Annotated in this window: 19 protein-coding genes; 6 read left to right on the top strand and 13 right to left on the bottom strand. The window is 60.2% G+C overall.

Going from position 1 to position 21,175, the window contains the following annotated elements:
• Positions 1-113 precede the first annotated feature (113 nt).
• From pqqC to KGB25_RS19270, 4 genes are read left to right on the top strand one after another with little or no spacing between them, the layout of a single operon-like run.
• The gene (gene pqqC, locus KGB25_RS19285; protein ID WP_192416808.1) at positions 114-866 is read left to right on the top strand and encodes a pyrroloquinoline-quinone synthase PqqC; all 753 of its coding nucleotides are present in this window, start codon (positions 114-116) and stop codon (positions 864-866) included.
• Positions 863-1,138: a pyrroloquinoline quinone biosynthesis peptide chaperone PqqD gene (gene pqqD, locus KGB25_RS19280; RefSeq protein ID WP_223436265.1), complete on the top strand. Its 276-nt coding sequence runs from the start codon at positions 863-865 to the stop codon at positions 1,136-1,138. The genes pqqC and pqqD overlap by 4 nt, the downstream gene beginning before the upstream one ends.
• The gene (gene pqqE, locus KGB25_RS19275; protein ID WP_008024195.1) at positions 1,110-2,285 is read left to right on the top strand and encodes a pyrroloquinoline quinone biosynthesis protein PqqE; all 1,176 of its coding nucleotides are present in this window, start codon (positions 1,110-1,112) and stop codon (positions 2,283-2,285) included. The genes pqqD and pqqE overlap by 29 nt, the downstream gene beginning before the upstream one ends.
• A complete protein-coding gene (locus tag KGB25_RS19270; RefSeq protein ID WP_223436263.1) occupies positions 2,251-4,077 on the top strand; it encodes a S9 family peptidase in 1,827 nt (608 codons plus the stop codon). Before pqqE ends, KGB25_RS19270 begins: the two co-directional genes overlap by 35 nt.
• 112 nt (positions 4,078-4,189) lie before the next feature.
• On the opposite strand, the gene KGB25_RS19265 is transcribed toward KGB25_RS19270, so the two are convergent.
• The 3 genes from KGB25_RS19265 to KGB25_RS19255 form a co-directional block, all read right to left on the bottom strand.
• Positions 4,190-4,348, bottom strand: coding sequence for a YqaE/Pmp3 family membrane protein (locus KGB25_RS19265; protein WP_207284819.1), 159 nt, complete (start codon positions 4,346-4,348; stop codon positions 4,190-4,192).
• Positions 4,349-4,432: 84 nt separating this feature from the next.
• Positions 4,433-4,753 carry a helix-turn-helix domain-containing protein gene (locus KGB25_RS19260; protein WP_192227622.1) on the bottom strand — a complete coding sequence of 107 codons (321 nt, stop codon included), beginning with the start codon at positions 4,751-4,753 and terminating at the stop codon, positions 4,433-4,435.
• Between the two features lie 338 nt (positions 4,754-5,091).
• A complete protein-coding gene (locus tag KGB25_RS19255) occupies positions 5,092-6,375 on the bottom strand; it encodes an aspartate aminotransferase family protein (protein ID WP_207284821.1) in 1,284 nt (427 codons plus the stop codon).
• Between the two features lie 169 nt (positions 6,376-6,544).
• Between KGB25_RS19255 and KGB25_RS19250 the strand changes: the two genes are divergently transcribed.
• On the top strand, positions 6,545-7,465 hold the full coding sequence (locus KGB25_RS19250) for a LysR family transcriptional regulator (protein ID WP_008024202.1): 921 nt from the start codon (positions 6,545-6,547) through the stop codon (positions 7,463-7,465).
• Between the two features lie 227 nt (positions 7,466-7,692).
• Here the strand turns inward: KGB25_RS19250 and KGB25_RS19245 are convergent, their stop codons facing one another.
• From KGB25_RS19245 to bioB, 10 genes are all read right to left on the bottom strand, one after another.
• The gene (locus tag KGB25_RS19245) at positions 7,693-9,471 is read right to left on the bottom strand and encodes an acyl-CoA dehydrogenase C-terminal domain-containing protein (RefSeq protein WP_207284822.1); all 1,779 of its coding nucleotides are present in this window, start codon (positions 9,469-9,471) and stop codon (positions 7,693-7,695) included.
• A gap of 266 nt (positions 9,472-9,737) precedes the next feature.
• Positions 9,738-11,534: an acyl-CoA dehydrogenase C-terminal domain-containing protein gene (locus KGB25_RS19240; protein ID WP_223436261.1), complete on the bottom strand. Its 1,797-nt coding sequence runs from the start codon at positions 11,532-11,534 to the stop codon at positions 9,738-9,740.
• 90 nt (positions 11,535-11,624) lie between these two features.
• Positions 11,625-12,911 carry a GGDEF domain-containing protein gene (locus tag KGB25_RS19235; RefSeq protein WP_008024209.1) on the bottom strand — a complete coding sequence of 429 codons (1,287 nt, stop codon included), beginning with the start codon at positions 12,909-12,911 and terminating at the stop codon, positions 11,625-11,627.
• A 274-nt stretch (positions 12,912-13,185) separates the two neighbouring features.
• Positions 13,186-14,991 (bottom strand): phenylacyl-CoA dehydrogenase, encoded by a 1,806-nt coding sequence (locus KGB25_RS19230; RefSeq protein ID WP_008024212.1) that lies wholly within the window; start codon positions 14,989-14,991, stop codon positions 13,186-13,188.
• A gap of 278 nt (positions 14,992-15,269) precedes the next feature.
• Positions 15,270-15,566 (bottom strand): hypothetical protein, encoded by a 297-nt coding sequence (locus tag KGB25_RS19225; RefSeq protein ID WP_008024213.1) that lies wholly within the window; start codon positions 15,564-15,566, stop codon positions 15,270-15,272.
• Positions 15,567-15,686: 120 nt separating this feature from the next.
• The gene (bioD, locus tag KGB25_RS19220) at positions 15,687-16,367 is read right to left on the bottom strand and encodes a dethiobiotin synthase (protein WP_223436259.1); all 681 of its coding nucleotides are present in this window, start codon (positions 16,365-16,367) and stop codon (positions 15,687-15,689) included.
• Entirely contained in the window at positions 16,364-17,176 is an 813-nt protein-coding gene (gene bioC, locus KGB25_RS19215) for a malonyl-ACP O-methyltransferase BioC (protein WP_223413648.1), read from the bottom strand. Before bioC ends, bioD begins: the two co-directional genes overlap by 4 nt.
• Complete coding sequence (locus KGB25_RS19210) at positions 17,169-17,900, bottom strand: alpha/beta fold hydrolase (protein WP_223436257.1); 732 nt, start codon at positions 17,898-17,900, stop codon at positions 17,169-17,171. The genes bioC and KGB25_RS19210 overlap by 8 nt, the downstream gene beginning before the upstream one ends.
• Positions 17,893-19,071: an 8-amino-7-oxononanoate synthase gene (gene bioF, locus KGB25_RS19205; protein WP_223436255.1), complete on the bottom strand. Its 1,179-nt coding sequence runs from the start codon at positions 19,069-19,071 to the stop codon at positions 17,893-17,895. The genes KGB25_RS19210 and bioF overlap by 8 nt, the downstream gene beginning before the upstream one ends.
• A 137-nt stretch (positions 19,072-19,208) precedes the next feature.
• The gene (bioB, locus tag KGB25_RS19200; RefSeq protein WP_008024223.1) at positions 19,209-20,264 is read right to left on the bottom strand and encodes a biotin synthase BioB; all 1,056 of its coding nucleotides are present in this window, start codon (positions 20,262-20,264) and stop codon (positions 19,209-19,211) included.
• A 92-nt stretch (positions 20,265-20,356) separates the two neighbouring features.
• Between bioB and KGB25_RS19195 the strand changes: the two genes are divergently transcribed.
• Entirely contained in the window at positions 20,357-21,097 is a 741-nt protein-coding gene (locus KGB25_RS19195; RefSeq protein ID WP_223436253.1) for a ComF family protein, read from the top strand.
• The last annotated feature ends 78 nt before the right edge of the window (positions 21,098-21,175 follow it).

The following is a 21,175-nucleotide window of genomic DNA, read 5'->3' as shown; positions in this document are numbered from 1 at the left end:
CGGGCAAGCCTCGCTCCTACAGAGGCAGCGCTATCCCTGTAGGAGCGAGGCTTGCCCGCGAAAGCGTCCGAACAGACACAACAGAATCCACCGGTTATTCCCCGGAGACCAAAATGACTGACACCCCACTGTCCCCCGCCGAATTCGAAGCCGCCCTGCGCGCCAAGGGCGCCTATTACCACATCCATCACCCCTATCACGTGGCGATGTACGAAGGCCGGGCGACCCGCGAGCAAATCCAGGGCTGGGTCGCCAACCGCTTCTACTATCAGGTGAACATCCCCCTGAAGGACGCCGCGATTCTGGCCAACTGCCCGGACCGGGAAATCCGTCGCGAGTGGATTCAACGCCTGCTCGACCATGACGGCGCCCCCGGCGAAGACGGCGGCATCGAAGCGTGGCTGCGTCTGGGACAGGCCGTCGGCCTCGACCCGGACCAACTGCGCTCGCAGGAACTGGTGTTGCCCGGCGTGCGTTTCGCCGTGGACGCCTACGTCAACTTCGCCCGCCGGGCCAGTTGGCAGGAAGCCGCCAGCAGCTCTTTGACCGAGCTGTTCGCGCCGCAGATCCACCAGTCGCGCCTCGACAGCTGGCCGCAGCATTACCCGTGGATCGACCCGGCCGGTTACGAATATTTCCGCACCCGTCTGGGCCAGGCGCGCCGCGACGTCGAACACGGTCTGGCGATCACCCTGCAGCACTACACGACGCGTGAAGGACAGGAGCGCATGCTGGAAATTCTCCAGTTCAAACTGGACATTCTTTGGAGCATGCTCGATGCCATGAGCATGGCCTACGAACTGAAACGCCCGCCGTATCACAGCGTGACCGAGCAACGGGTCTGGCACAAAGGAATCAGCTTATGAGTTTTGATCGCAGCAAGACCCCAACCTGGCGTCCAGGCTACCGGTTCCAGTACGAACCGGCGCAGAAAGGCCATGTGCTGCTGTACCCGGAAGGCATGATCAAACTGAATGAAAGCGCCGCGCTGATCGGCGGTTTGATCGACGGCGAACGCGATGTCGCAGCGATCATCGCCGAACTCGACGAGCAGTTCCCCGGCGTGCCGGAGCTCGGTGATGACATCGAGCAATTCATGGAGGTCGCCCGTGCTCAGCACTGGATCGAACTTGCCTGATTCCGTGTCGGACAAGTTACCGCCCAAACCGGAAATCGGCCTGCCGTTGTGGCTGCTGGCCGAGCTGACCTACCGCTGCCCGTTGCAATGCCCGTACTGCTCCAATCCACTGGATTTCGCCGAGCAAGGCAAAGAGTTGAGCACCGAACAGTGGATCAAGGTGTTCCGCGAAGCACGGGAAATGGGCGCGGCGCAGCTGGGCTTTTCCGGCGGTGAACCGCTGGTGCGCCAGGACCTCGCCGAACTGATTGCCGAGGCGCGCAAGTTGGGTTTCTACACCAACCTGATCACCTCAGGCATCGGCCTCACCGAGCAGAAAATCAGCGACTTCAAGAAGGCCGGCCTGGACCATATCCAGATCAGCTTCCAGGCCAGCGACGAGCAGGTGAACAACTTGCTGGCCGGGTCGAAAAAGGCCTTCGCGCAGAAGCTGGAAATGGCTCGCGCAGTGAAAGCACACGGTTATCCAATGGTGCTGAACTTCGTCACCCATCGGCACAACATCGACAAGATCGACCGGATCATCGAGCTGTGCATCGCCCTTGAGGCGGACTTCGTCGAACTCGCCACGTGCCAGTTCTACGGCTGGGCGCAGCTCAATCGGGTCGGTCTGTTGCCGACCAAGGAACAACTGGTCCGGGCCGAACGCATCACCAACGAATACCGCGCCAAACTGGAAGCCGAAGGGCATCCGTGCAAGCTGATTTTCGTCACGCCGGACTATTACGAAGAACGACCGAAAGCCTGCATGAACGGTTGGGGCAGTATTTTTCTGACAGTAACCCCGGACGGAACCGCGCTGCCGTGTCACGGCGCCCGACAGATGCCGGTGCAGTTTCCTAACGTGCGCGATCACAGCATGCAGCACATCTGGTACGACTCGTTTGGCTTCAACCGCTTTCGCGGTTACGACTGGATGCCCGAGCCCTGCCGCTCGTGCGACGAGAAAGAAAAGGACTTCGGTGGCTGCCGCTGCCAGGCCTTCATGCTCACCGGTGACGCCAGCAACGCCGACCCGGTGTGCAGCAAGTCGGAACATCACGGCGTGATTCTCAAGGCCCGCGAAGAAGCCGAGCACGCGACCCAGACCATCGAACAACTGGCCTTTCGCAATGAACGAAACTCACGACTCATCGCAAAAAGCTGAACCCTTCAGCGCCGCCAAAGCGGTCGCTGCCGGTGTCGACTTTGCCGAACTGCAGGTTGGCCAGCATGGCCTGTTCTGGAACGAGTACCGTCCCGAGGACGCCGCTTGTCGAATCTGGCATTGGCGTGATGGCCAGGCGCATTGCCTGACGCCAATGGGTTTCAGCGTGCGCAGTCGGGTGTACGAATATGGCGGCGGAGCATTCTGTCTGACAGATGACGGGGTAGTTTTCGTCAACGAGGCGGATCAGCAGCTGTATCGCCAATCGCTCAAAGGCGAAACGCCCGAAGCGCTGACGTCCGGTGAATGCCGCTACGGCGATCTGCAATTTGCCAACGGGCAAGTGTTGGCCGTTGAAGAACATCGGGATCGACATCGTCTGGTGGCCATCGATCTGGCGGACAGCACGCGGCATCTGTTGGCCGAGGGTGCTGACTTTTATGCCTCGCCGACACTGAGCCCCGATGCTCGACGGCTGGCCTGGATCGAATGGAGCCGTCCGGACCAGCCATGGACCGCGACGCGCCTAATGGTTGCCGAGCGCCAGAGCGATGGCCGTTACGCTCAAGTGCGCTGCCTGGCGGGTGAAGATATTCAGGAGTCGTTGCAACAACCGCGATTTGATGACCGTGGCCGACTGCTTTGCCTGACGGATCGCGGCGGTTACTGGCAGCCGTGGGCGGAGTCTTCCGATGGGTTGCGCCCGTTGCCCAGCGCTGCGGCGGATCATGGACCCGCGCCCTGGCAGTTGGGTGGTTGCACTTGGCTGCCCTTGAGTGAAAACAGCTATCTGGCCAGTTGGACCGAAGGCGGGTTCGGCCGACTGGGCATTGGCGGTGACGCTACAGAAGATTTCACCGGGGACTACAGCCGATTCCGACATCTCGCACTGGATGAACAATTCATCTACTGCATCGCCGCTTCGCCGGTCAGTTCATCAGCCGTGATCGCCATCGACCGCAAGACCCGAGCCGTCAGGGTATTGGCCGGTGGAATCGCGCCGCTGCCCGCCGATCAGATCAGCATCGCGCAAACCCTGCGCTACCCGAGCGGTTCGGGCGAGGCTCACGGCTTCTTCTACCCGGCGATGACCGGCGAAGCGAAACCGCCGCTGGTGGTTTTCATCCACGGCGGTCCGACTTCGGCGTGCTACCCGATGCTTGATCCGCGCATCCAGTACTGGGCACAACGCGGCTTCGCCGTGGCCGACCTCAACTACCGTGGCAGCAGCGGCTACGGCCGGGCCTATCGCCAGGCGCTGCATTTGAGTTGGGGTGAAGTGGATGTGGAAGATGCCTGCGCAGTAGTCGCCCATCTCGCAGAGCGCGGATTGATCGATGGCGACCAGGCGTTTATTCGCGGTGGCAGTGCCGGCGGCTACACCACGCTGTGTGCGTTGGCGTTCAAGAAGGTCTTTCGCGCTGGTGCCAGCCTTTACGGCGTCAGCGATCCCGTTGCCCTGGGCCGCGCAACCCACAAGTTCGAAGGCGATTACCTGGATTGGCTGATTGGCGATCCCGAGCTGGACGCCGAGCGCTACGCCGCACGCACACCCCTGCTGCATGCGAGCAACATCAGCGTGCCGGTGATTTTCTTTCAGGGCGAACTGGACGCTGTGGTCGTGCCGCAACAGACCCGCGACATGGCCGAGGCGCTGCAGCAAAACGGCATTCTGGTACAGGCGCATTATTACGCGGACGAACGTCACGGCTTCCGCAAGGCCGGCAATCAGGCCCATGCGCTAGAGCAGGAGTGGTTGTTTTATCGACGGGTGATGGCGCTCGAAAGCTGAAACCTTGTCGCGCCCTTCGCGGGCAAGCCACGCTCCTACAGGATCTTCAGCGTGCACAAACTCTGTGGGAGCTGGCTTGCCAGCGAATGCGATCTATCTTGCGCTGCGAACCTTAGCGCTTGGCGATGATGTACACCGCATGCACGATCCCCGGAATGTATCCGCACAACGTCAGCAGAATATTCAGCCAGAACGCGCCAGCGAAACCGACTTGCAGAAACACGCCCAGTGGCGGCAATAGAATGGCGATGAGGATGCGAATGAAATCCATGGGGTAGCTCCTGAATTGAAGTGGGCTCACGTGAGCCTTACTGCTAATCGACCAACACCGTTCGTCAGGGTTCAGTGCTGTTCCTCAGGCCAGTATCTCCAGACCGTGTTTCTGTACGATGCTCAACAACTTCAGCGCCATGCCACTGGGGTGTTTAGCCCCAGCTTCCCACTGTTTGACCGTCGACGCGCTCGTGTTCAGATAACGCGCAAACACCGGTTGGCTGACGTTGTTGCGCTCACGCAGCGCTTTGATCTGCTCTGCAGGAATCGCGTCCGGCACCGTCGCGAGACAGGATTCATCGAACTCGCGCATGGTTGCCTTGCTGATTGCGCCGATGGCGTACAAGGCACTGGCGGATTCGTGAATCGACTCAAACACGTCGCTTTTGTATTTCTTACTCATGGTGTATCTCCACAAACTCCCTCGTATCCAGTAGGTACTGGACTTGCAACTCTGTCAGCCCCTCGTAGGTCTTCGCCACTTTCCCTCTCGGTGAAATCGGCATCCCTTCCAAAAAACATACCACTGAGTGGTATAGAAATCAAAACCAGGAATCCTTCACTGGCACCGGCACTCCCTGCCGGCTTTTCTAAAAAGCCACCGATTTAGCTCCCGTTCAAGCGACGAAGTGCGCTTGGCAAAACGCAGAGACAAAAAAACGCCCCACGTCAAAAGAATCAAACGTGGGGCGATGCGTTATACCGCGAGACGGTTCGGGAATTCGTGTAGGGCGGTTCTGATCAGACGGCAATCCCTTTGCGGCATTGCAGTTGTGCGGTGCGCACGCGGGAAAAGGCGCGGGCCAGGCGCAGGAGCATTTCGTCGATGTTGGATTTGCTGACCGTGAGCGCTGGGGTGAATCGCAGGCAATCGGCTTGCGGGGCGTCGAGCAGCAAGCCTTCGTACTGCGCTGCTTTGACTACGGCGTCAGCCGAATCGTCGGACAGGGTCAGACCCCAGAGCAATCCCTGACCACGCAGTTCGCCGTGTCCATAGCGATGAGCCAGACGTGCCAGGCCTTCGCCCAAGTGCTGGCCGGTTTCCCTGACATGCTCGAGAAAGCCCTTGTCCTGCACACTATCGAGCACAGCCAGGCCAGCAGCGGTCATCAGCGCGTTGCCATGGTGAGTGCCCGTCAGCTCGCCGACGTCAAAGCAGCAGGCTTTGCCTCGCGCCAGCAGCGCCGCCAAGGGCACACCTCCGCCCAGGCCTTTGCCGAGGACGACGATATCGGCTCGCACACCGTAGGACTGTTCCGCGAGTAAGGTGCCGAGTCGACCAAGACCGGTTTGCACTTCGTCGAAGATCAACAGGATGCCAAGCTCACGGCACAGGCGTTCGACACCCTTGAGGTAATCCTCGGTAGCGGGAATGACCCCGGCTTCGTTCTGGATCGGCTCAAGCATGATTGCCACGGTCCGGGCATCAACGGCGGCGTGCAGGGCGGCCAGATCATTGAACGGTACGTGGCTGAAGCCTGGAAGTTGCGGCTCGAAGCGGTTGGTCAGCCTGGAACTGTCCGACGCCGGGATCGTCCCGAGACTACGGCCATGGCAACCGTTGTTGGCCACGATGATCCGCGACGCACCGCCACGATGTTGCTGGCCCCACTTGCGCGCCAGTTTGATCGCCGCTTCACAGGCTTCACTGCCACTGTTGAGCAGGTACGCCTGGTCACTGCCAGTGCTGATGCAGAGCCGCTCGGCGAGGTTGAGCATGCCGCGGTTGTGCAGGCCGAAACCGGGGTTGATCAGCGATTGAGCTTGCGCCGTGATTGCGTTGACCAGTACCGAAGGGCTATGTCCGAGGCTATTGGCCCCGCCGCCCTGGGAAAAATCCAGATAGGCGCGGTCTTCGCTGTCCCACAACCAGGAGCCCTGACCGCGCACAAAAATCTGTTTCGGCCGCTCGACACTGGGCATCAAGCACTCACTGGAAAGATTGTCACTTCTGTACGACAGGAAAGTGTCCGCGCTCAGGTCATCAAGGCTGGGAGCGTTGCGTCGTAAATTGAACAAATTCATCCGAAAACACCTCGTTTGAAGTGTTTTGCCTTACCTATGTAAACACCTTCGGCGTAAACGGTAGTCATCGCGTTCTATGGCCCTGTAAGCCCTGTGAATGCGGTTAGACTAGGCTCAGGCAGGACCTTGAGCCATTTCGATTTCCCAGCATTTTCGATAAGTAAAACTTATGGATTTTAAACAACTGCGTTATTTCGTCGCGGTCTACGAAGAGGGCCATGTGGGCCGGGCCGCCGAGCGGCTTTCAATCTCCCAACCGGCACTCTCCCAACAGATTCGCCAGCTTGAACAACACCTCGATGTGAGCCTGTTCGAGCGCAGCAGTAAACGCTTGCTGCCGACCCTGGCCGCGCACACGTTGTACAACCACGCCCTGCCCTTGCTCGATGGCCTGCAACGGGCGCGTGAAGCATTGGGCAACTTCAAGGGACAAGCGCTGCGCACCCTGGCCATTGGCGTGCTGCAAACCGTCCACACCAGCCTGGTGCCGCAGATGCTCGAACGCGTGCGCAAGGCGCAGCCGCACCTGGTGGTGCAGATCTATGAACTGACGGGACTGGAAATCGAACGACGGCTGCTCAACGGTTCGCTGGACATCGGCATCAGTTACCTGCCGCCCCGTCAGCCGGGGCTACACGGCGTGATGCTGTACGAAGATGAACTGACACTGGTCATCCCGGCGGATCATCCGCTGCGCGAATTCAAGAAAGTTTCCATGAGTCAGGCCGCCGAGTTGCCGATGTTGCTGCTGGGTGAAGAGTTTCAAGTGCGACAGATCTGGCAGACGCAACTGGCCAGCCTGGGACGACGCCCGCAAGTGCAGGCAGAACTGAACAACATGGCGGGGATTCTCGACAGCCTGCCGCACACACGGTTGGCGACCGTCCTGCCCGGCCGCTCGCAGAAGATGCTGGGCAATGACGAACTGCTCTGGAAGCCGCTGACCGAGCCACGGGTGCCATTGAAAGTCGGGTTGGTGTGTCGCGATGTGCAACGGCAACAAGCGTCATTGGCGTTGTTGCGGACCTTGCTTGAAGAAGTGATGAATGGCCCGAATGAAGTCCCGACAACCCTGGACGGGATGAGCTGACTACTTTTCTGCGGGCAAAAGAAAACCCCGCCGAAGCGGGGCTTTGCAGACTGTTTCCCTGACATCCATTTCACTCCGCCGTCCTGGCAGAATCCTACGTGTCCGTGTTGTTGCTTTGCGCTTCCTGCGCGACGTCCATGTGAAGTAGATTAGCCGTGGATCCAATTTGCATCTATGGGAGAAAAGCAGCACGTCATGTAAGAGAATGCTTACATGACGTTACATTGTCAGAACTGCGCCGCGTCCAGCAGGAACAGCGACTCGCTACCGGCCTTCACCGACGCACTCAACGAGTGAATACGCGGCAGCAGGCGTGCGAAATAGAACCGCGCCGTGCCCAATTTGCTCGCGTAGAAATCGTCCTGCGCTTCTTTGCCGAAGGCGGCCTTGGCCATCAGTGCCCACATGTAGGCGTAAGCCACGTAACCGAAAGTTTGCAGGTATTCGACCGAAGCCGCACCGATTTCATTCGGGTTGTTTTTCGCCCGATCCAGCAACCACGCCGTCAGTTCGTCGAGGGTGGTCACAGCATCGTTCAGCGGCTTGGTGAACTCGTCCAGCTCAGTGCTGGCTGTCGCGGTGAAGTGACGAATCTCGTCGGCGAACAGGTTGTAGAACGCCCCGCCGCTGCCAACGATCTTGCGTCCTACAAGGTCCAGCGCCTGGATGCCGTTGGTGCCTTCGTAGATCTGAGTGATGCGCACATCGCGAACCAGTTGTTCCTGGCCCCACTCACGGATGTAACCGTGGCCGCCGAAAACCTGCTGGCCGTGAACGGTGGTTTCCAGACCGAGGTCAGTCAGGAATGCCTTGGCTACCGGGGTCAGCAGCGCCACCAGGTCTTCCGCGCGTTTGCGGGTGGTCGCGTCTTCACTGAACTTGGCGGTGTCCAGTTGCATGGCCACGTAAGTCGAGAAAGCACGGCCGCCTTCGTTCGAGGCTTTCATGGTCAGCAGCATGCGACGCACGTCCGGGTGGACGATGATCGGGTCGGCCACTTTGTCCTTGTTCTGCGCGCCGGTCGGCGAACGGCTTTGCAGGCGGTCGCGGGCGTATTCAACGGCGTTCTGGTAAGAACGTTCGCCAGAGGCCAGGCCCTGGATACCGACGCCCAGACGCTCGTAGTTCATCATGGTGAACATCGCCGCCAGGCCTTTGTTCGGCTCGCCGACCAGGTAACCCACGGCTTCGTCGAAGTTCATCACGCAAGTCGCGGAGGCCTGAATGCCCATCTTGTGTTCGATCGAACCGCAGGTCGCCGGGTTACGTGCACCGAGGCTGCCATCGGCATTGACCATGAACTTCGGTACCAGGAACAGCGAAATGCCTTTCGGCCCCGCCGGTGCATCCGGCAGTTTGGCGAGTACCAGGTGAATGATGTTCTCGGTCAGGTCGTGTTCGCCGCCGGTGATGAAAATCTTGGTGCCGCTGACGTTGTAGGAACCGTCCGCCTGAGGCTCAGCCTTGGTGCGGATGATGCCCAGGTCTGTACCGGCGTGAGGCTCGGTCAGGCACATGGAACCGGCCCAGACGCCGGCGTACATGTTCGGCAGGTAGGCGGCTTTCAGCTCGTCGCTGGCGTGGGCGTTGATCGACAGGCAAGCACCGGCGGTCAACATCGGGTACAGACCGAACGACAGGCTCGCGGAGTTGACCATTTCTTCGACCTGGGCCGAAACCGCCTTGGGCATGCCCATGCCGCCGTAGGTCGGATCGCCACCGACGCCGACCCAACCGCCTTCAGCATAAGTCTGATAAGCCTGTGGGAAACCTGCCGGCGTGGTGACAGCACCGTCCGCCCAATGGCAACCTTCTTCGTCAGCCGCACGGCTCAGGGGCGCGATGCTTTTGCTGGTGACCTTGCCGGCCTCTTCAAGAATGGCTTCAACGGTTTCTGCGTCGACGGTATCGGCCAGTGCAGGCAACTCGGCCCAGAGCTTGGCGACCTCGAATACTTCATTGAGGACGAAGCGCATATCGCGCAGGGGCGCTTTGTAGTCAGCCATGGCAAACCTCGCAGGATCTTTACAGGTGATTCGTAGGAAGAGTGTTTTCGTTGGGTCCGAGTGTAACCCAACAACTTTTGCGACACATAGGGTCAGGCTGTGACCGTTTTGTAATTTTTGGTCATTGCATTTTTGTGTCTGCGAGAACGCCTTCGCGGGCAAGCCTCGCTCCTACAGGGTTTGCGCCATTTCGATTTGGTGCATGACCTGTAGGAGCGAGCGATGCGGCGATCCGACTTGCCCGCGAAGCTATTCAAACGCAACCGCTACAGCGCAAACAACTCAGCCGGCAGTTGCATCAAGCAATCGCTACCCGCTTCGATGGCCGCGCGATGTGCGGCGGTGCGTGGCAGCAATCGCTTGAAGTAAAACTCGTTGGTCGCCAGTTTGCCCCGGCAGAAATCGGCATCGCCGCTGCCCGCATCCAGCTGTGCCTGAGCCACCAGCGCCATGCGCAGCCACAAGTAACCGAGGATGATGTAACCGCTGTACATCAGGTAATCCACCGACGCGGCGCCCACTTCGTCCGGATTCTTCATCGCGGCCATGCCCACCTGAGTGGTCAGTTCGCCCCACTGCTGGTTCAACCCGTTGAGTTGCGCCACGTAGCTGGCGAGTTGCGGGTGATCGGCGTTCGCCGCGCAGAACTTGTGAACGATTTTGGTAAAGCCGCGTAGCAATTTGCCCTGGCTGCCGAGCACTTTGCGCCCGAGCAAATCCAGCGCCTGAATGCCATTGGTGCCTTCGTAGATCGGTGCGATCCGGCAATCGCGAACCAACTGCTCCATGCCCCACTCACGAATGAAGCCGTGGCCGCCGAACACCTGCATGCCGTGGTTGGTCACCTCCAGCCCGGTGTCGGTCATGAAGGCCTTGCAGATCGGCGTCAGGAACGCCAACAGGTCTTCGGCGTCCTGCCGCGCGGCTTCATCCGGGCTCAGGTGCGCGGCATCCAGAAGTTGCGCGGTGAAGTAGGTCAGCGCGCGATTGCCTTCGTTGAAGGCCTTCATGGTCAGCAACATTCGACGCACATCTGGATGAACGATGATCGGGTCGGCGGCTTTTTCCGGTGCTTTGGGGCCGGTCAGCGAGCGCATCTGCAAACGGTCATTAGCGTATTTGATAGCGCCCTGAAAACTCGCTTCCCCCAGACACAAACCCTGCATCCCCGTGCCGAGACGCGCATGGTTCATCATGGTGAACATGCAGTTCAGGCCCTTGTTCGGCTCACCGATCAGAAAGCCCTTGGCCTCGTCGAAGTTCAGCACGCAGGTGGCCGAAGCCTTGATGCCCATCTTGTGTTCGATCGAGCCGCAGGAAACGCCATTGCGCGCACCCGCCTCACCTTCGGCATCGGGTAGGAATTTAGGCACGATGAACAGCGAAATGCCCTTGGTGCCCGCAGGCGCATCCGGCAGTTTCGCCAGCACCAGGTGAATGATGTTGTCGCTCATGTCGTGTTCGCCGGCAGAGATGAAAATCTTGCTGCCGGAGATCGCGTAACTGCCATCGGCTGCTGGCACGGCGCGGGTCTTGATGATGCCCAGGTCTGTGCCGCAATGGGCTTCGGTCAGGCACATGGTGCCGGTCCATTGGCCCGCGGTGAGTTTGCTCAGGTAGGTGTTTTTCTGTTCTTCGGTGCCATGGGCATGGATCGCCGACATCGCGCCGTGCGTCAGGCCCGGGTACATGCCCCAGGAAGTGTTGCTGGACCCGACCATCTCGCTGATGACCAGCCCCAGGGAACTCGGCAAGCCCTGGCCGCCATAAGCGGGATCGGCCGCCAGACCATGCCAGCCACCTTCGACGTATTGTGCGAAGGCTTGCTTGAAGCCTGTAGGCGTTGTCACCACGCCGTTGTCGAAATGGCAGCCCTCTTCGTCGCCGCTGCGATTGAGCGGTGCGAGCACGTTCTCGCAGAACTTCGCGCCTTCTTCAAGGATCGCATTGACCATGTCCGGACTGGCATCCGTGGCGCCCAGTGCGGCGTAGTTGCTGTGAAAGTCGAAGACGTGGTCGATCAGAAAGCGCATGTCGCGCAGGGGAGCTTTGTACTCGGGCATGGTCATTTCTCCGGCAGCAGATTGATCAAACCTACTGCCGCCGACCACGCCTCACAATCACAGTCCAGACGCTGAATGCGCCATCATCACTCAACCCGCAGCCGCCTCGCGCACCGCACCACGACGGTTCTGACCGTAAGCCACCACGCAGTTTCGCCCGGCGCCTTTGGCGGCGTAGAGCGCCTCGTCGGCGGACTTGAGCACTTTTTCCGGGTTGCGCTGTTCCACGCGTTCGGCGACGCCGATGCTTACGGTGACCGACACACTCGAAGCCCCTGATCCGGAACGACGTTGACGACCTTGCTGGTCATCCTGAGGACGGTTGTCCTGGTTACGCAGTTGAATGTTGTAGGTGGCGATGGATTCGCGGATGACTTCCAGGTGCGGCATGCACTCTTCAAGCGTCTTGCCCGCGAACACCAGCGCAAATTCCTCACCGCCGTAGCGATACGCCCTACCGCCGCCGCCGATTTTCGACAGTTTGCTGGCTACCAGCCGCAGCACCTGATCGCCGACGTCGTGGCCGTGGGTGTCGTTGAATTTTTTGAAGTGGTCGACGTCGCTCATGGCCAGCACGTAATTGCGCCCCAGGCGCTGCATGCGTTCGTTCAACGCGCGGCGGCCAGGCAAACCGGTGAGCTCATCGCGGAAGGCCATTTGATAGGCTTCATGGGCAACCGCCGCGGCAATCATCAACATCACCTGGCTGCACATGATGTTCAGGGTGAACGGCAGGATGAACGTCTTCGGCAACGCCCAGAACAACCCGAGCAAACCCACCAACTGGGCGGCGTGCAAAGGTCTGGGGTTGCGCCAGTATTGCCAGCTCAGCAGCAGGAACGAGGCGATAAACACGGGGTAGGACAGCTGAATCAGGCTCATCCACGCGCCATGCAGGGCTGGCCAGCGGATTTCCGACAGCCACATCAACAGCGCCTGTGGGTAACTTTGCTCCAGGCCCAACGCCACGCTGCCGACGGCCAGCAACACTGCGAAACGCGCAATCATGTCCTGGAACAGATGGGTGCGTTCCTGCCACGCGGCGAATATGCCAAACATCAGCGGCAGCAACAGACAGCACAGGTGAAAGACCACGGCGGCGTCTTCACGCACTCTGCCGTTGTCGCGGTAATAGTCGGTCTGGGTGTCGAGCAGGTAGTAGGCGATGTATACCGTGACCATCAGAAACAGTTCACGCTGACGTCGGTAAACCGCGCAATAAGCGCCGCCGAGCAACAGCACCAACGTAGGCAGCACGTTGAACAGCGAAGTGAAGAAGACGTTCAGGTCCTTGACGTACGCAGCCGCCAGCCCCGCAAGCAAAAGCAGAAGTGAGGGTAGGAAATGACTGAAACGTACAGCGGAAGAACGCGGCAAGGGTAAAGCTCCGACCCGTCATGTCTATAGATGGCATTGTGCCCACTACTTTAACGGCAGTGACCCTGATTTTCTGAGTGATTTGCTAAGGTTTTTTTGACGCCGCATTACTGACTACTATCCGGCCAACCAGCAATGCACGGTTCCCCCATCAAAGGTCGTTACAAAAGACGGGAGAACTGCCCCCGACCGTGGTTTTTTCACCAAAGTCGAGTTGAAAAAAAACCGCCACTCCCGAAGGAGCAGCGGTTTTTTCAGAAGGCTGCGTTAAGGCTTAGTAGCCCAGTGCGAAGTCTTCTTCTTTCATGTCCATCAGGTTGTTGGCGCCCGACAGCATGGTTGCAACGTGAGTGCGGGTACGCGGCAGGATGCGCTGGAAGTAGAAGCGCGCAGTCTGCAGCTTGGCGGTGTAGAACGCCGTTTCGGTGGTGCCGGCTGCCAGTTTCTCGGCCGCCAGGCGTGCCATGTCAGCCCAGAAGTAGGCCAGGCAGGCGTAACCGGAGTACATCAGGTAGTCCACGGAGGCCGCGCCGACTTCTTCGCGATCTTTCATGGCTGCCATACCGACCTTCATGGTCAGCTCGCCCCATTCTTTGTTGATTGCAGCCAGCGGTGCGACGAATTCCTGAACGGCTTCGTTGCCTTCGTTGGTCTGGCAGAACTTGTGGACGATCTTGGTGAAGCCTTTCAGGGCCTCGCCTTGAGTCATCAACACTTTGCGGCCCAGCAGGTCGAGTGCCTGGATGCCGGTAGTGCCTTCGTACAGCATCGAAATGCGGCTGTCGCGAACGTTCTGCTCCATGCCCCACTCGGCGATGAAGCCGTGGCCGCCGTAGATTTGCACGCCGTGGTTGGCGGATTCGAAACCGACTTCGGTCATGAAGGCTTTGGCGATTGGCGTCATGAACGCCAGCAGTGCATCGGCCTTCTTCTTCTCTTCTTCGTCCACGCCGTACTTGACGATGTCGACTTGCTTGGCGGTGAAGTAAACCATTGCGCGGTTGCCTTCGGCGAACGCTTTCATGGTCAACAGCATGCGACGGACGTCAGGGTGCACGATGATCGGGTCGGCGGCTTTTTCCGGCGCTTTCGGGCCAGTCAGGGAGCGCATTTGCAGACGATCGCGAGCGTATTTCAGGCCGCCCTGGAAACCGATTTCGGCGTGGGCCAGGCCTTGCAGCGCGGTACCCAGACGTGCGGTGTTCATGAAGGTGAACATGCAGTTCAGGCCTTTGTTCGCCGGGCCGATCAGGAAACCGGTGGCCGCGTCGAAGTTCATCACGCAGGTGGCGTTGCCGTGGATGCCCATTTTGTGTTCCAGGGAACCACAGGACACGGCGTTGCGCGCACCGATCGAACCGTCTTCGTTCGGCATGAATTTCGGAACGATGAACAGCGAGATGCCTTTGGTGCCAGCCGGTGCATCCGGCAGGCGAGCCAGCACGATGTGGACGATGTTGTCGGCCATGTCGTGTTCACCGGCCGAGATGAAGATCTTGGTGCCGGAGACTTTGTAGGAACCGTCGGCCTGAGGTTCGGCCTTGGTGCGCAGCATGCCCAGGTCGGTGCCGCAATGCGGTTCGGTCAGGCACATGGTGCCGGTCCATTCGCCGGAGACCAGTTTGGTCAGGTAGGCGTGTTGCTGCTCCGGCGTGCCGTGCTCGGAAATGGTGTTCATCGCGCCGTGCGACAGGCCCGGGTACATGCCCCACGACCAGTTGGCTTCGCCAACCATTTCGCTGACTGCCAGACCCAGAGACTCCGGCAGGCCCTGGCCGCCGTGCTCTACGTCGTGGGCCAGGCTTGGCCAGCCGCCTTCAACGAATTGCTTGTAGGCTTCTTTGAAGCCGGTCGGGGTTTTAACGCCGGACTCGCTCCAGGTGCAGCCTTCGGTGTCGCCCACGCGGTTCAGCGGAGCCAGTACCTGCTCACAAAACTTGGCGCCTTCTTCGAGAATGGCGTCAACCATGTCCGGAGTTGCGTCCGAGCAAGCCGGAAGGCTCTGATAGTGCGCTTCGTAGCCGAGCAGTTCGTCACGAACGAAGCGAATATCACGCAAGGGGGCCTTGTAGTCAGGCATAGCGATAAACCTCTGCTGATGTAACCGGGAATGAACGACCGCGTTGATTTGTTGTGACGGTCAAACAGTTGTTTGAAACATACGTTTACGCCCAAATCTTGTCAAGCGCCGATCTTTTGCCGTTCGTCTTCACTCCCCGCGCAAAGCTGCACACGCGACAACGCAACGCCGTTGACTGAGCAACACGTCCTGCAGAAAAGTTTAGTTGGGAGAGAAGGACTTACACACAAAAACGCCGCGAAGGGTCGCGGCGTTGGCAGAGCGGTTTCAGCAGATGATCAAGCGAATGTGTCGATCAGCGTACCGAGCATTTCATCGGAAGCTTTGGCAACTTTGACACCGGCCTCGACCTGAAACTTGCCCTGAGCCATCTCGACCATGTTGCTGGCGAGGTCCGACTGCTGGCTGCGATCAACCGAGCGCAGGCGATTGACCTGAGCATCGGAGGACTGGCTGGTCACCGAACGCTCGACCGAATTGTTGGCAATCTGGCCGGAGGCTTGATCGACACGGTTCTGCCCCGTCTGAATAGTGCTCAGACCAGCATAAAAAGCGGTACTTCCTGAGATTTCCATGGGAGAACTCGTCCTACAAAGGATCAACAGCGGCCATTGAACCAGACCCGCCTGCAAAAGGCCCGACAAAAACACTAATGGCACAGTGCCTTGTCATAGGTAAAACCAGTGCTTGAAACTTCAGTCCAGCAAATCCAGCTGAAGGTGTTCCGCCACCGCCTCGGCCGTCACCAACTTGAGTTTCGGCACGCGCCCCAGGCACGGCGCCGGGATCCGCTCGGCCAACGTGGCCAGGTTTTCTTCAAGGCGCGCGGTCTTGGCATCGATGATGTTGGCCACCCAACCCGCCAATTGCAAACCGTCACGGGCTATCGCCTCGGCCGTCAGCAGCGCATGGTTGATGCAGCCCAGCCGTACGCCGACCACCAGAATCACCGGCAAACCCAGCGCCATGGCCAGGTCCGACAGGTTGTCCTGATCCGCCAGCGGCACGCGCCAACCACCAGCGCCTTCGATGAGAGTGAAATCTGCCTGCATCTCCAGAATCTGCTGCATTGGCGTCAGCAACGATTGCACCGTCAACGCGACGCCGGCCTCGCGCGCCGCCAGATGCGGAGCGATGGCCGGTTCGAAGGCCACCGGATTGACCTGTGCATAAGTCAGCGGCACTGAACATTCCGCTAGCAGCGCCAACGCATCGGCGTTGCGTAAGCCCTTGGGCGTCACGTCGCAACCGGAGGCCACCGGTTTTCCCGCCGCCGTACTCAGGCCGGCCAACCGCGCGGCATACAGCAAACCCGCAGCCACGGTGGTCTTGCCGACATCGGTGTCAGTCCCGGTGATGAAATACGCTGCGCTCATAAGGGTTTCTCCAAAACGGCGTACACCACTTGATAAGTCGCCGGCAGGCCTTGGGCCTGACGAAACTGCTCATACGCCTCGACCAGGCCGAGGATCCGCGCCCTGCCGGTCAAACCACCCGGCCGACCGGGGTTCAGATTGTGCGCGCCCAGCGCCTTGAGTTCATGAGTCAGGCTGCGCACATCCGGGTAATGCAGCACGTGAGGACGGGTTTGCAGACTCGCGACCTTCAAACCGCTGGCCGCACACAGGTGTTGATAAACCCCGAACTCGCGGAAGCGGTTGACGTGCACCATGCCATCCACCTGACGCCAACTGTCTCGCAGCTCAAACAGTGTGCCCACGCACAGACTAGCAAACGCAAACATTCCACCGGGTTTCAGCACGCGATGGGCTTCACTGAGCACCGACGCGAAGTCCGCGCACCATTGCACCGCCAGGCTGGAGAAAATCAAATCACAGGTCGAATCCTGCAATGGCAACCGCTCCGCATCCCCGGCGATGAAGTGCGTGGCCCCGCCCAATGGCCGCGCGTGATTGAGCATGCCTTCGGCGATGTCCAGCGCCACGCCGTGACCGCCAGGAAAACGCTCACCCAGCACACGACTGAAATGCCCGGTGCCACAGCCCAGGTCCAGCCAGCGACCAGGCACGAAATCTTCCGGCAAACGGCTCAACAACTGGCTGCCGACGTCACGCTGCAATTCGGCCACGCTGTCGTAGCTGGCCGCCGCGCGGGAAAAGGACGCCGCCACTTGGCGTTTGTCCGGCAGGCCGCCGGGCAGGCTGGGAAGGGATAAATCAGTCATCACCGGACTCATGCAAAAAGGCCTGGATCGCCCCCGCCACACCGTGAGGGTCTTCCAGAAGAAACGCGTGGCTGGCCTGTTCAATCAGACCGATTTCGACATCCGGCAGCAACGCCAGCAAGTCCCCCGCCGCTTCGGCCGGAACCAGTCCGTCAAGGCCGGCGAACAGGTGCAACTGCGGACCGCGAAAGGCCTGCAACGCCTGGCGGGTATCCAGTTGTGCCAGCAACTCCAGGCCGCTCATCAACACCGCAGCAGAGGCGTTTGGCGCACCACCGAGCAGCAGCCGCGACAGCCCGCGCGGGTCTTCGGCGCCTTGCGCGCACAGCAGCGAAAAGCGTTTCAAGGTCATGCGCGGATCGGCATTGCAGCCTGCCAGAAACGCATCAAACGTCTCGCCGGACATCGCGCTCGGCCACTGTTCATGGGCAACAAAAGAAGGATTGCTCGCCAGGGTCAGCAAGCCGCAGCAACGATCACCGCGTCGCGCCGCCAACTCGGAGGCAAGCATGCCGCCGAGGGACCAGCCGCCAAGCCAGGCGTCTTGCGGGATCGTCGAATCCAGCTCATCGAGCCATTCTTCAAGGTCGCTGGATTCCAGTTCCGGCAATGGCTCGATCTCGACGCGCAGGTGTTCGTCCAGCCCCTGCAACGCAGCCGCCAAGGGTTCCAGCGGAGAAATCCCGAGGCCCCAGCCGGGCAGCAGAATCAGGCGATTACGCATGGCTTGGCTCCGGTCCCAGTTGTTGAAAACAATCGGCCAGTCCATTTAACAATAGCTGCACCTGCGCTTCGCTGTGCGCGGCGGTCAGGGTTACCCGCAGCCGGGCACTGCCGGCGGGCACGGTCGGCGGACGAATCGCCGTGACCATCAAGCCGCGTTCGCGCAGCATCTGCGACAGTCGCACCGCACGCCCGGCGTCGCCGATCATGATCGGTTGAATGGGCGTGAAGCTGTCCATCAACTCAAGGCCGATCTGCTCGGCGCCGTGGCGGAACTGACGGATCAGCGTTTTCAGATGCTCACGCCGCCAGTGTTCGCTGCGCAGCAATTCCAGGCTTTTCAGCGTCGCACAGGCCAGGGCTGGCGGTTGGCTGGTGGTGTAAATGTAGGGACGGGCGAACTGGATCAGGCTCTCGATCAGCTCTTCGCTGCCGGCGACGAACGCGCCCGCCGTCCCGAACGCCTTGCCGAGGGTGCCGACCAGCACAGGCACGTCTTCCTGGCTCAGGCCGAAATGCTCGACGATCCCGCCGCCATTGGCACCCAGCGGACCGAAACCGTGCGCGTCATCCACCATCAGCCATGCACCTTTGGCCTTGGCTTCTCGGGCCAATGCCGGCAGGTCAGCGATATCGCCGTCCATGCTGAACACGCCGTCGGTGACCACCAGCGTATTGCCGGTGGCTTTCTCGAGACGATTGGCCAGGCTCGCTGCATCGTTGTGCAGATAACGATTGAAGCGCGCGCCGGACAACAAACCGGCATCGAGCAACGAGGCGTGATTGAGGCGATCTTCCAGCACCGTATCGCCCTGCCCGATCAACGCGGTGACCGCACCGAGGTTGGCCATGTAGCCGGTGGTGAACAGCAACGCGCGCGGGCGGCCGGTCAAGTCAGCCAGCGCTTCTTCCAGCTCGTGATGTGGCGTGCTGTGGCCGATGACCAAATGCGAAGCGCCGCCGCCGACGCCCCATCGAGAAGCCCCGGCGCGCCAGGCCTCGATCACTTGCGGATGATTGGCCAGACCCAGGTAATCGTTGTTACAGAACGCCAGCAACGGCTGGCCATCGACCACCACTTCCGGGCCCTGGGGGCTTTCGAGCAAAGGGCGTTGGCGATAGAGATTTTCGGCACGACGGGCAGCAAGGCGTGCGGCGAGATCGAAAGACATGCAGGCCTCGCAAGTAAGGAAAACATACATAACCTGTAGGAGCGAGGCTTGCCCGCGAAGGGAACGCCGAGGCCTGACTGAGCGACCACAGTGACTCTTTCGCGGGCAAGCCTCGCTCCTACAGGGTTTCGCGTTGGTTAGACGGCGGCGTTGTAGAACTGCTCGCTGCTCTTCTGCTCCACCAGCGCCTGCTCGATGGCGGCCTGATGCACCTCGTCGGCGTGCTCTTCGCGCGCTTCCGGCAGGATGCCGAGGCGCGAGAACAGTTGCATGTCCTTGTCGGCCTGCGGGTTGGCGGTGGTCAGCAATTTGTCGCCGTAGAAAATCGAGTTCGCGCCGGCAAAGAACGCCAGGGCCTGCATCTGCTCGTTCATCGCTTCACGGCCGGCGGACAGGCGCACGTGGGACTTCGGCATCAGGATGCGCGCCACGGCGAGCATGCGGATGAAGTCGAACGGGTCGATGTCTTCGGCATTTTCCAGCGGCGTACCGGCGACTTTCACCAGCATGTTGATCGGCACCGATTCCGGATGCTCCGGCAGGTTGGCCAGCTGGATCAGCAGGTTGGCGCGGTCATCGAGGGACTCGCCCATGCCGAGGATGCCGCCGGAGCAGATCTTCATCCCCGAATCACGCACGTAGGCCAGGGTTTGCAGGCGTTCGCTGTAGGTGCGGGTGGTGATGATGCTGGTGTAGAAATCCGGCGAAGTGTCGAGGTTGTGGTTGTAGTAATCGAGGCCGGCCTTGGCCAGCGCTTCGGTCTGCTCCTGGTCCAGACGACCGAGGGTCATGCAGGTTTCCAGGCCCATGGCCTTCACGCCTTCGACCATCTTCAGCACGTAAGGCATGTCTTTGGCCGACGGATGTTTCCACGCCGCGCCCATGCAGAAACGCGTCGAACCGATGGCTTTGGCGCGAGCGGCCTCTTCGAGGACCTTCTGCACTTCCATCAGTTTTTCTTTTTCCAGGCCGGTGTTGTAGTGACCGGACTGCGGACAATATTTGCAATCTTCCGGGCAGGCGCCGGTCTTGATCGAGAGCAGCGTGGAAACCTGGACACGGTTGGCGTCGAAATGCGCGCGGTGCACGGTCTGCGCCTGAAACAGCAGGTCATTGAATGGCTGAACGAAGAGTGCTTTGACTTCGGCCAAAGACCAGTCATGACGCAGGGTTGCAGAGGTGCTGGCGCTCATGGGCGTTTCCTTTGTTTTATGCTGGGCAAGCGGTCGGGGGACGGAATACCCACAGACGCGACACGGATGTTCGGTATATTTAAGGAAGAGCGATGCGCTGTCAACCACGATACGAAGGACCGGTTTACATCTGGTTAAAAAACAACCAACACTGTTTGCTCTGCGACGAGACGGCCGAAGAAGCCACGCCGATCTGCATGGCCTGCGAAACCGAGCTGCCCTGGCTCGGCGATCACTGCCAGACCTGCGCCCTGCCGTTACCCGCGGCGGGCCTGACGTGCGGCCCGTGCTTGCAGCAACCGCCGCCCTTCGAGCAAGTCATTGCCCCGTGGACCTATGGTTTTCCGGTCGACAGCCTGATCACCCGATTCAAGCACAGCGCGAAGTGGCCGTTTGGTCGCTTGCTCGCCGAACTTCTTGCTCAATACCTGCAACATCGCTTCGATGAGGGGCTGGAACGGCCAGATGCGTTGGTCCCCGTTCCGCTCGCCGCTAAACGTCTGCGCCAACGGGGCTTCAACCAGGCCGCGATGCTGGCCCGCTGGTTGAGCGCCAGCCTGGATATCCCCTGTGACGAACAGCTGCTCAAACGGATTCAGGACACCAGCGCGCAACAGGAGCTGAAGGCCGATGCGCGCAGGAAGAACCTGCGTAACGCTTTCGCGCTGATGCCCGGAGCACTGATCAAGGGCCGTCACCTGGCGTTGGTTGACGACGTACTGACCACCGGCGCCACGACCCAGGCATTGGCTCGTCTATTAATGGATGCGGGCGCAACGCGGGTCGACGTCTACTGCCTGGCCCGAACACCAAAACCCGGCGACACCAATTGACTAATGCCTGGCACAAAACCTGTGGGAGCGAGCCTGCTCGCGATGGCGGCTGGTCAGTCGCCATCTACATTACTGACC

Origin of the sequence: Pseudomonas sp. BF-RE-21 (genome assembly GCF_019947305.1) — a bacterium.
GTDB lineage: Bacteria > Pseudomonadota > Gammaproteobacteria > Pseudomonadales > Pseudomonadaceae > Aquipseudomonas > Aquipseudomonas migulae.
This window is presented reverse-complemented; position numbering and strand designations above follow the sequence as displayed.

Excerpts from the sequence above, each read along its gene's own strand:
- pqqD (WP_223436265.1), top strand. The coding sequence starts at position 863 with ATGAGTTTTGATCGCAGCAAGACCCCAACCTGGCGTCCAGGCTACCGG.
- KGB25_RS19240 (WP_223436261.1), bottom strand. The coding sequence starts at position 11,534 with ATGCCCGAGTACAAAGCTCCCCTGCGCGACATGCGCTTTCTGATCGAC.
- bioF (WP_223436255.1), bottom strand. The coding sequence starts at position 19,071 with ATGTCTTTCGATCTCGCCGCACGCCTTGCTGCCCGTCGTGCCGAAAAT.
- KGB25_RS19260 (WP_192227622.1), bottom strand. The coding sequence starts at position 4,753 with ATGAGTAAGAAATACAAAAGCGACGTGTTTGAGTCGATTCACGAATCC.
- KGB25_RS19270 (WP_223436263.1), top strand. The coding sequence starts at position 2,251 with ATGAACGAAACTCACGACTCATCGCAAAAAGCTGAACCCTTCAGCGCC.
- pqqC (WP_192416808.1), top strand. The coding sequence starts at position 114 with ATGACTGACACCCCACTGTCCCCCGCCGAATTCGAAGCCGCCCTGCGC.
- KGB25_RS19255 (WP_207284821.1), bottom strand. The coding sequence starts at position 6,375 with ATGAATTTGTTCAATTTACGACGCAACGCTCCCAGCCTTGATGACCTG.
- bioC (WP_223413648.1), bottom strand. The coding sequence starts at position 17,176 with ATGACTGATTTATCCCTTCCCAGCCTGCCCGGCGGCCTGCCGGACAAA.
- KGB25_RS19265 (WP_207284819.1), bottom strand. The coding sequence starts at position 4,348 with ATGGATTTCATTCGCATCCTCATCGCCATTCTATTGCCGCCACTGGGC.
- KGB25_RS19250 (WP_008024202.1), top strand. The coding sequence starts at position 6,545 with ATGGATTTTAAACAACTGCGTTATTTCGTCGCGGTCTACGAAGAGGGC.
- KGB25_RS19230 (WP_008024212.1), bottom strand. The coding sequence starts at position 14,991 with ATGCCTGACTACAAGGCCCCCTTGCGTGATATTCGCTTCGTTCGTGAC.
- KGB25_RS19195 (WP_223436253.1), top strand. The coding sequence starts at position 20,357 with ATGCGCTGTCAACCACGATACGAAGGACCGGTTTACATCTGGTTAAAA.
- bioD (WP_223436259.1), bottom strand. The coding sequence starts at position 16,367 with ATGAGCGCAGCGTATTTCATCACCGGGACTGACACCGATGTCGGCAAG.
- bioB (WP_008024223.1), bottom strand. The coding sequence starts at position 20,264 with ATGAGCGCCAGCACCTCTGCAACCCTGCGTCATGACTGGTCTTTGGCC.
- KGB25_RS19210 (WP_223436257.1), bottom strand. The coding sequence starts at position 17,900 with ATGCGTAATCGCCTGATTCTGCTGCCCGGCTGGGGCCTCGGGATTTCT.
- KGB25_RS19245 (WP_207284822.1), bottom strand. The coding sequence starts at position 9,471 with ATGGCTGACTACAAAGCGCCCCTGCGCGATATGCGCTTCGTCCTCAAT.
- KGB25_RS19225 (WP_008024213.1), bottom strand. The coding sequence starts at position 15,566 with ATGGAAATCTCAGGAAGTACCGCTTTTTATGCTGGTCTGAGCACTATT.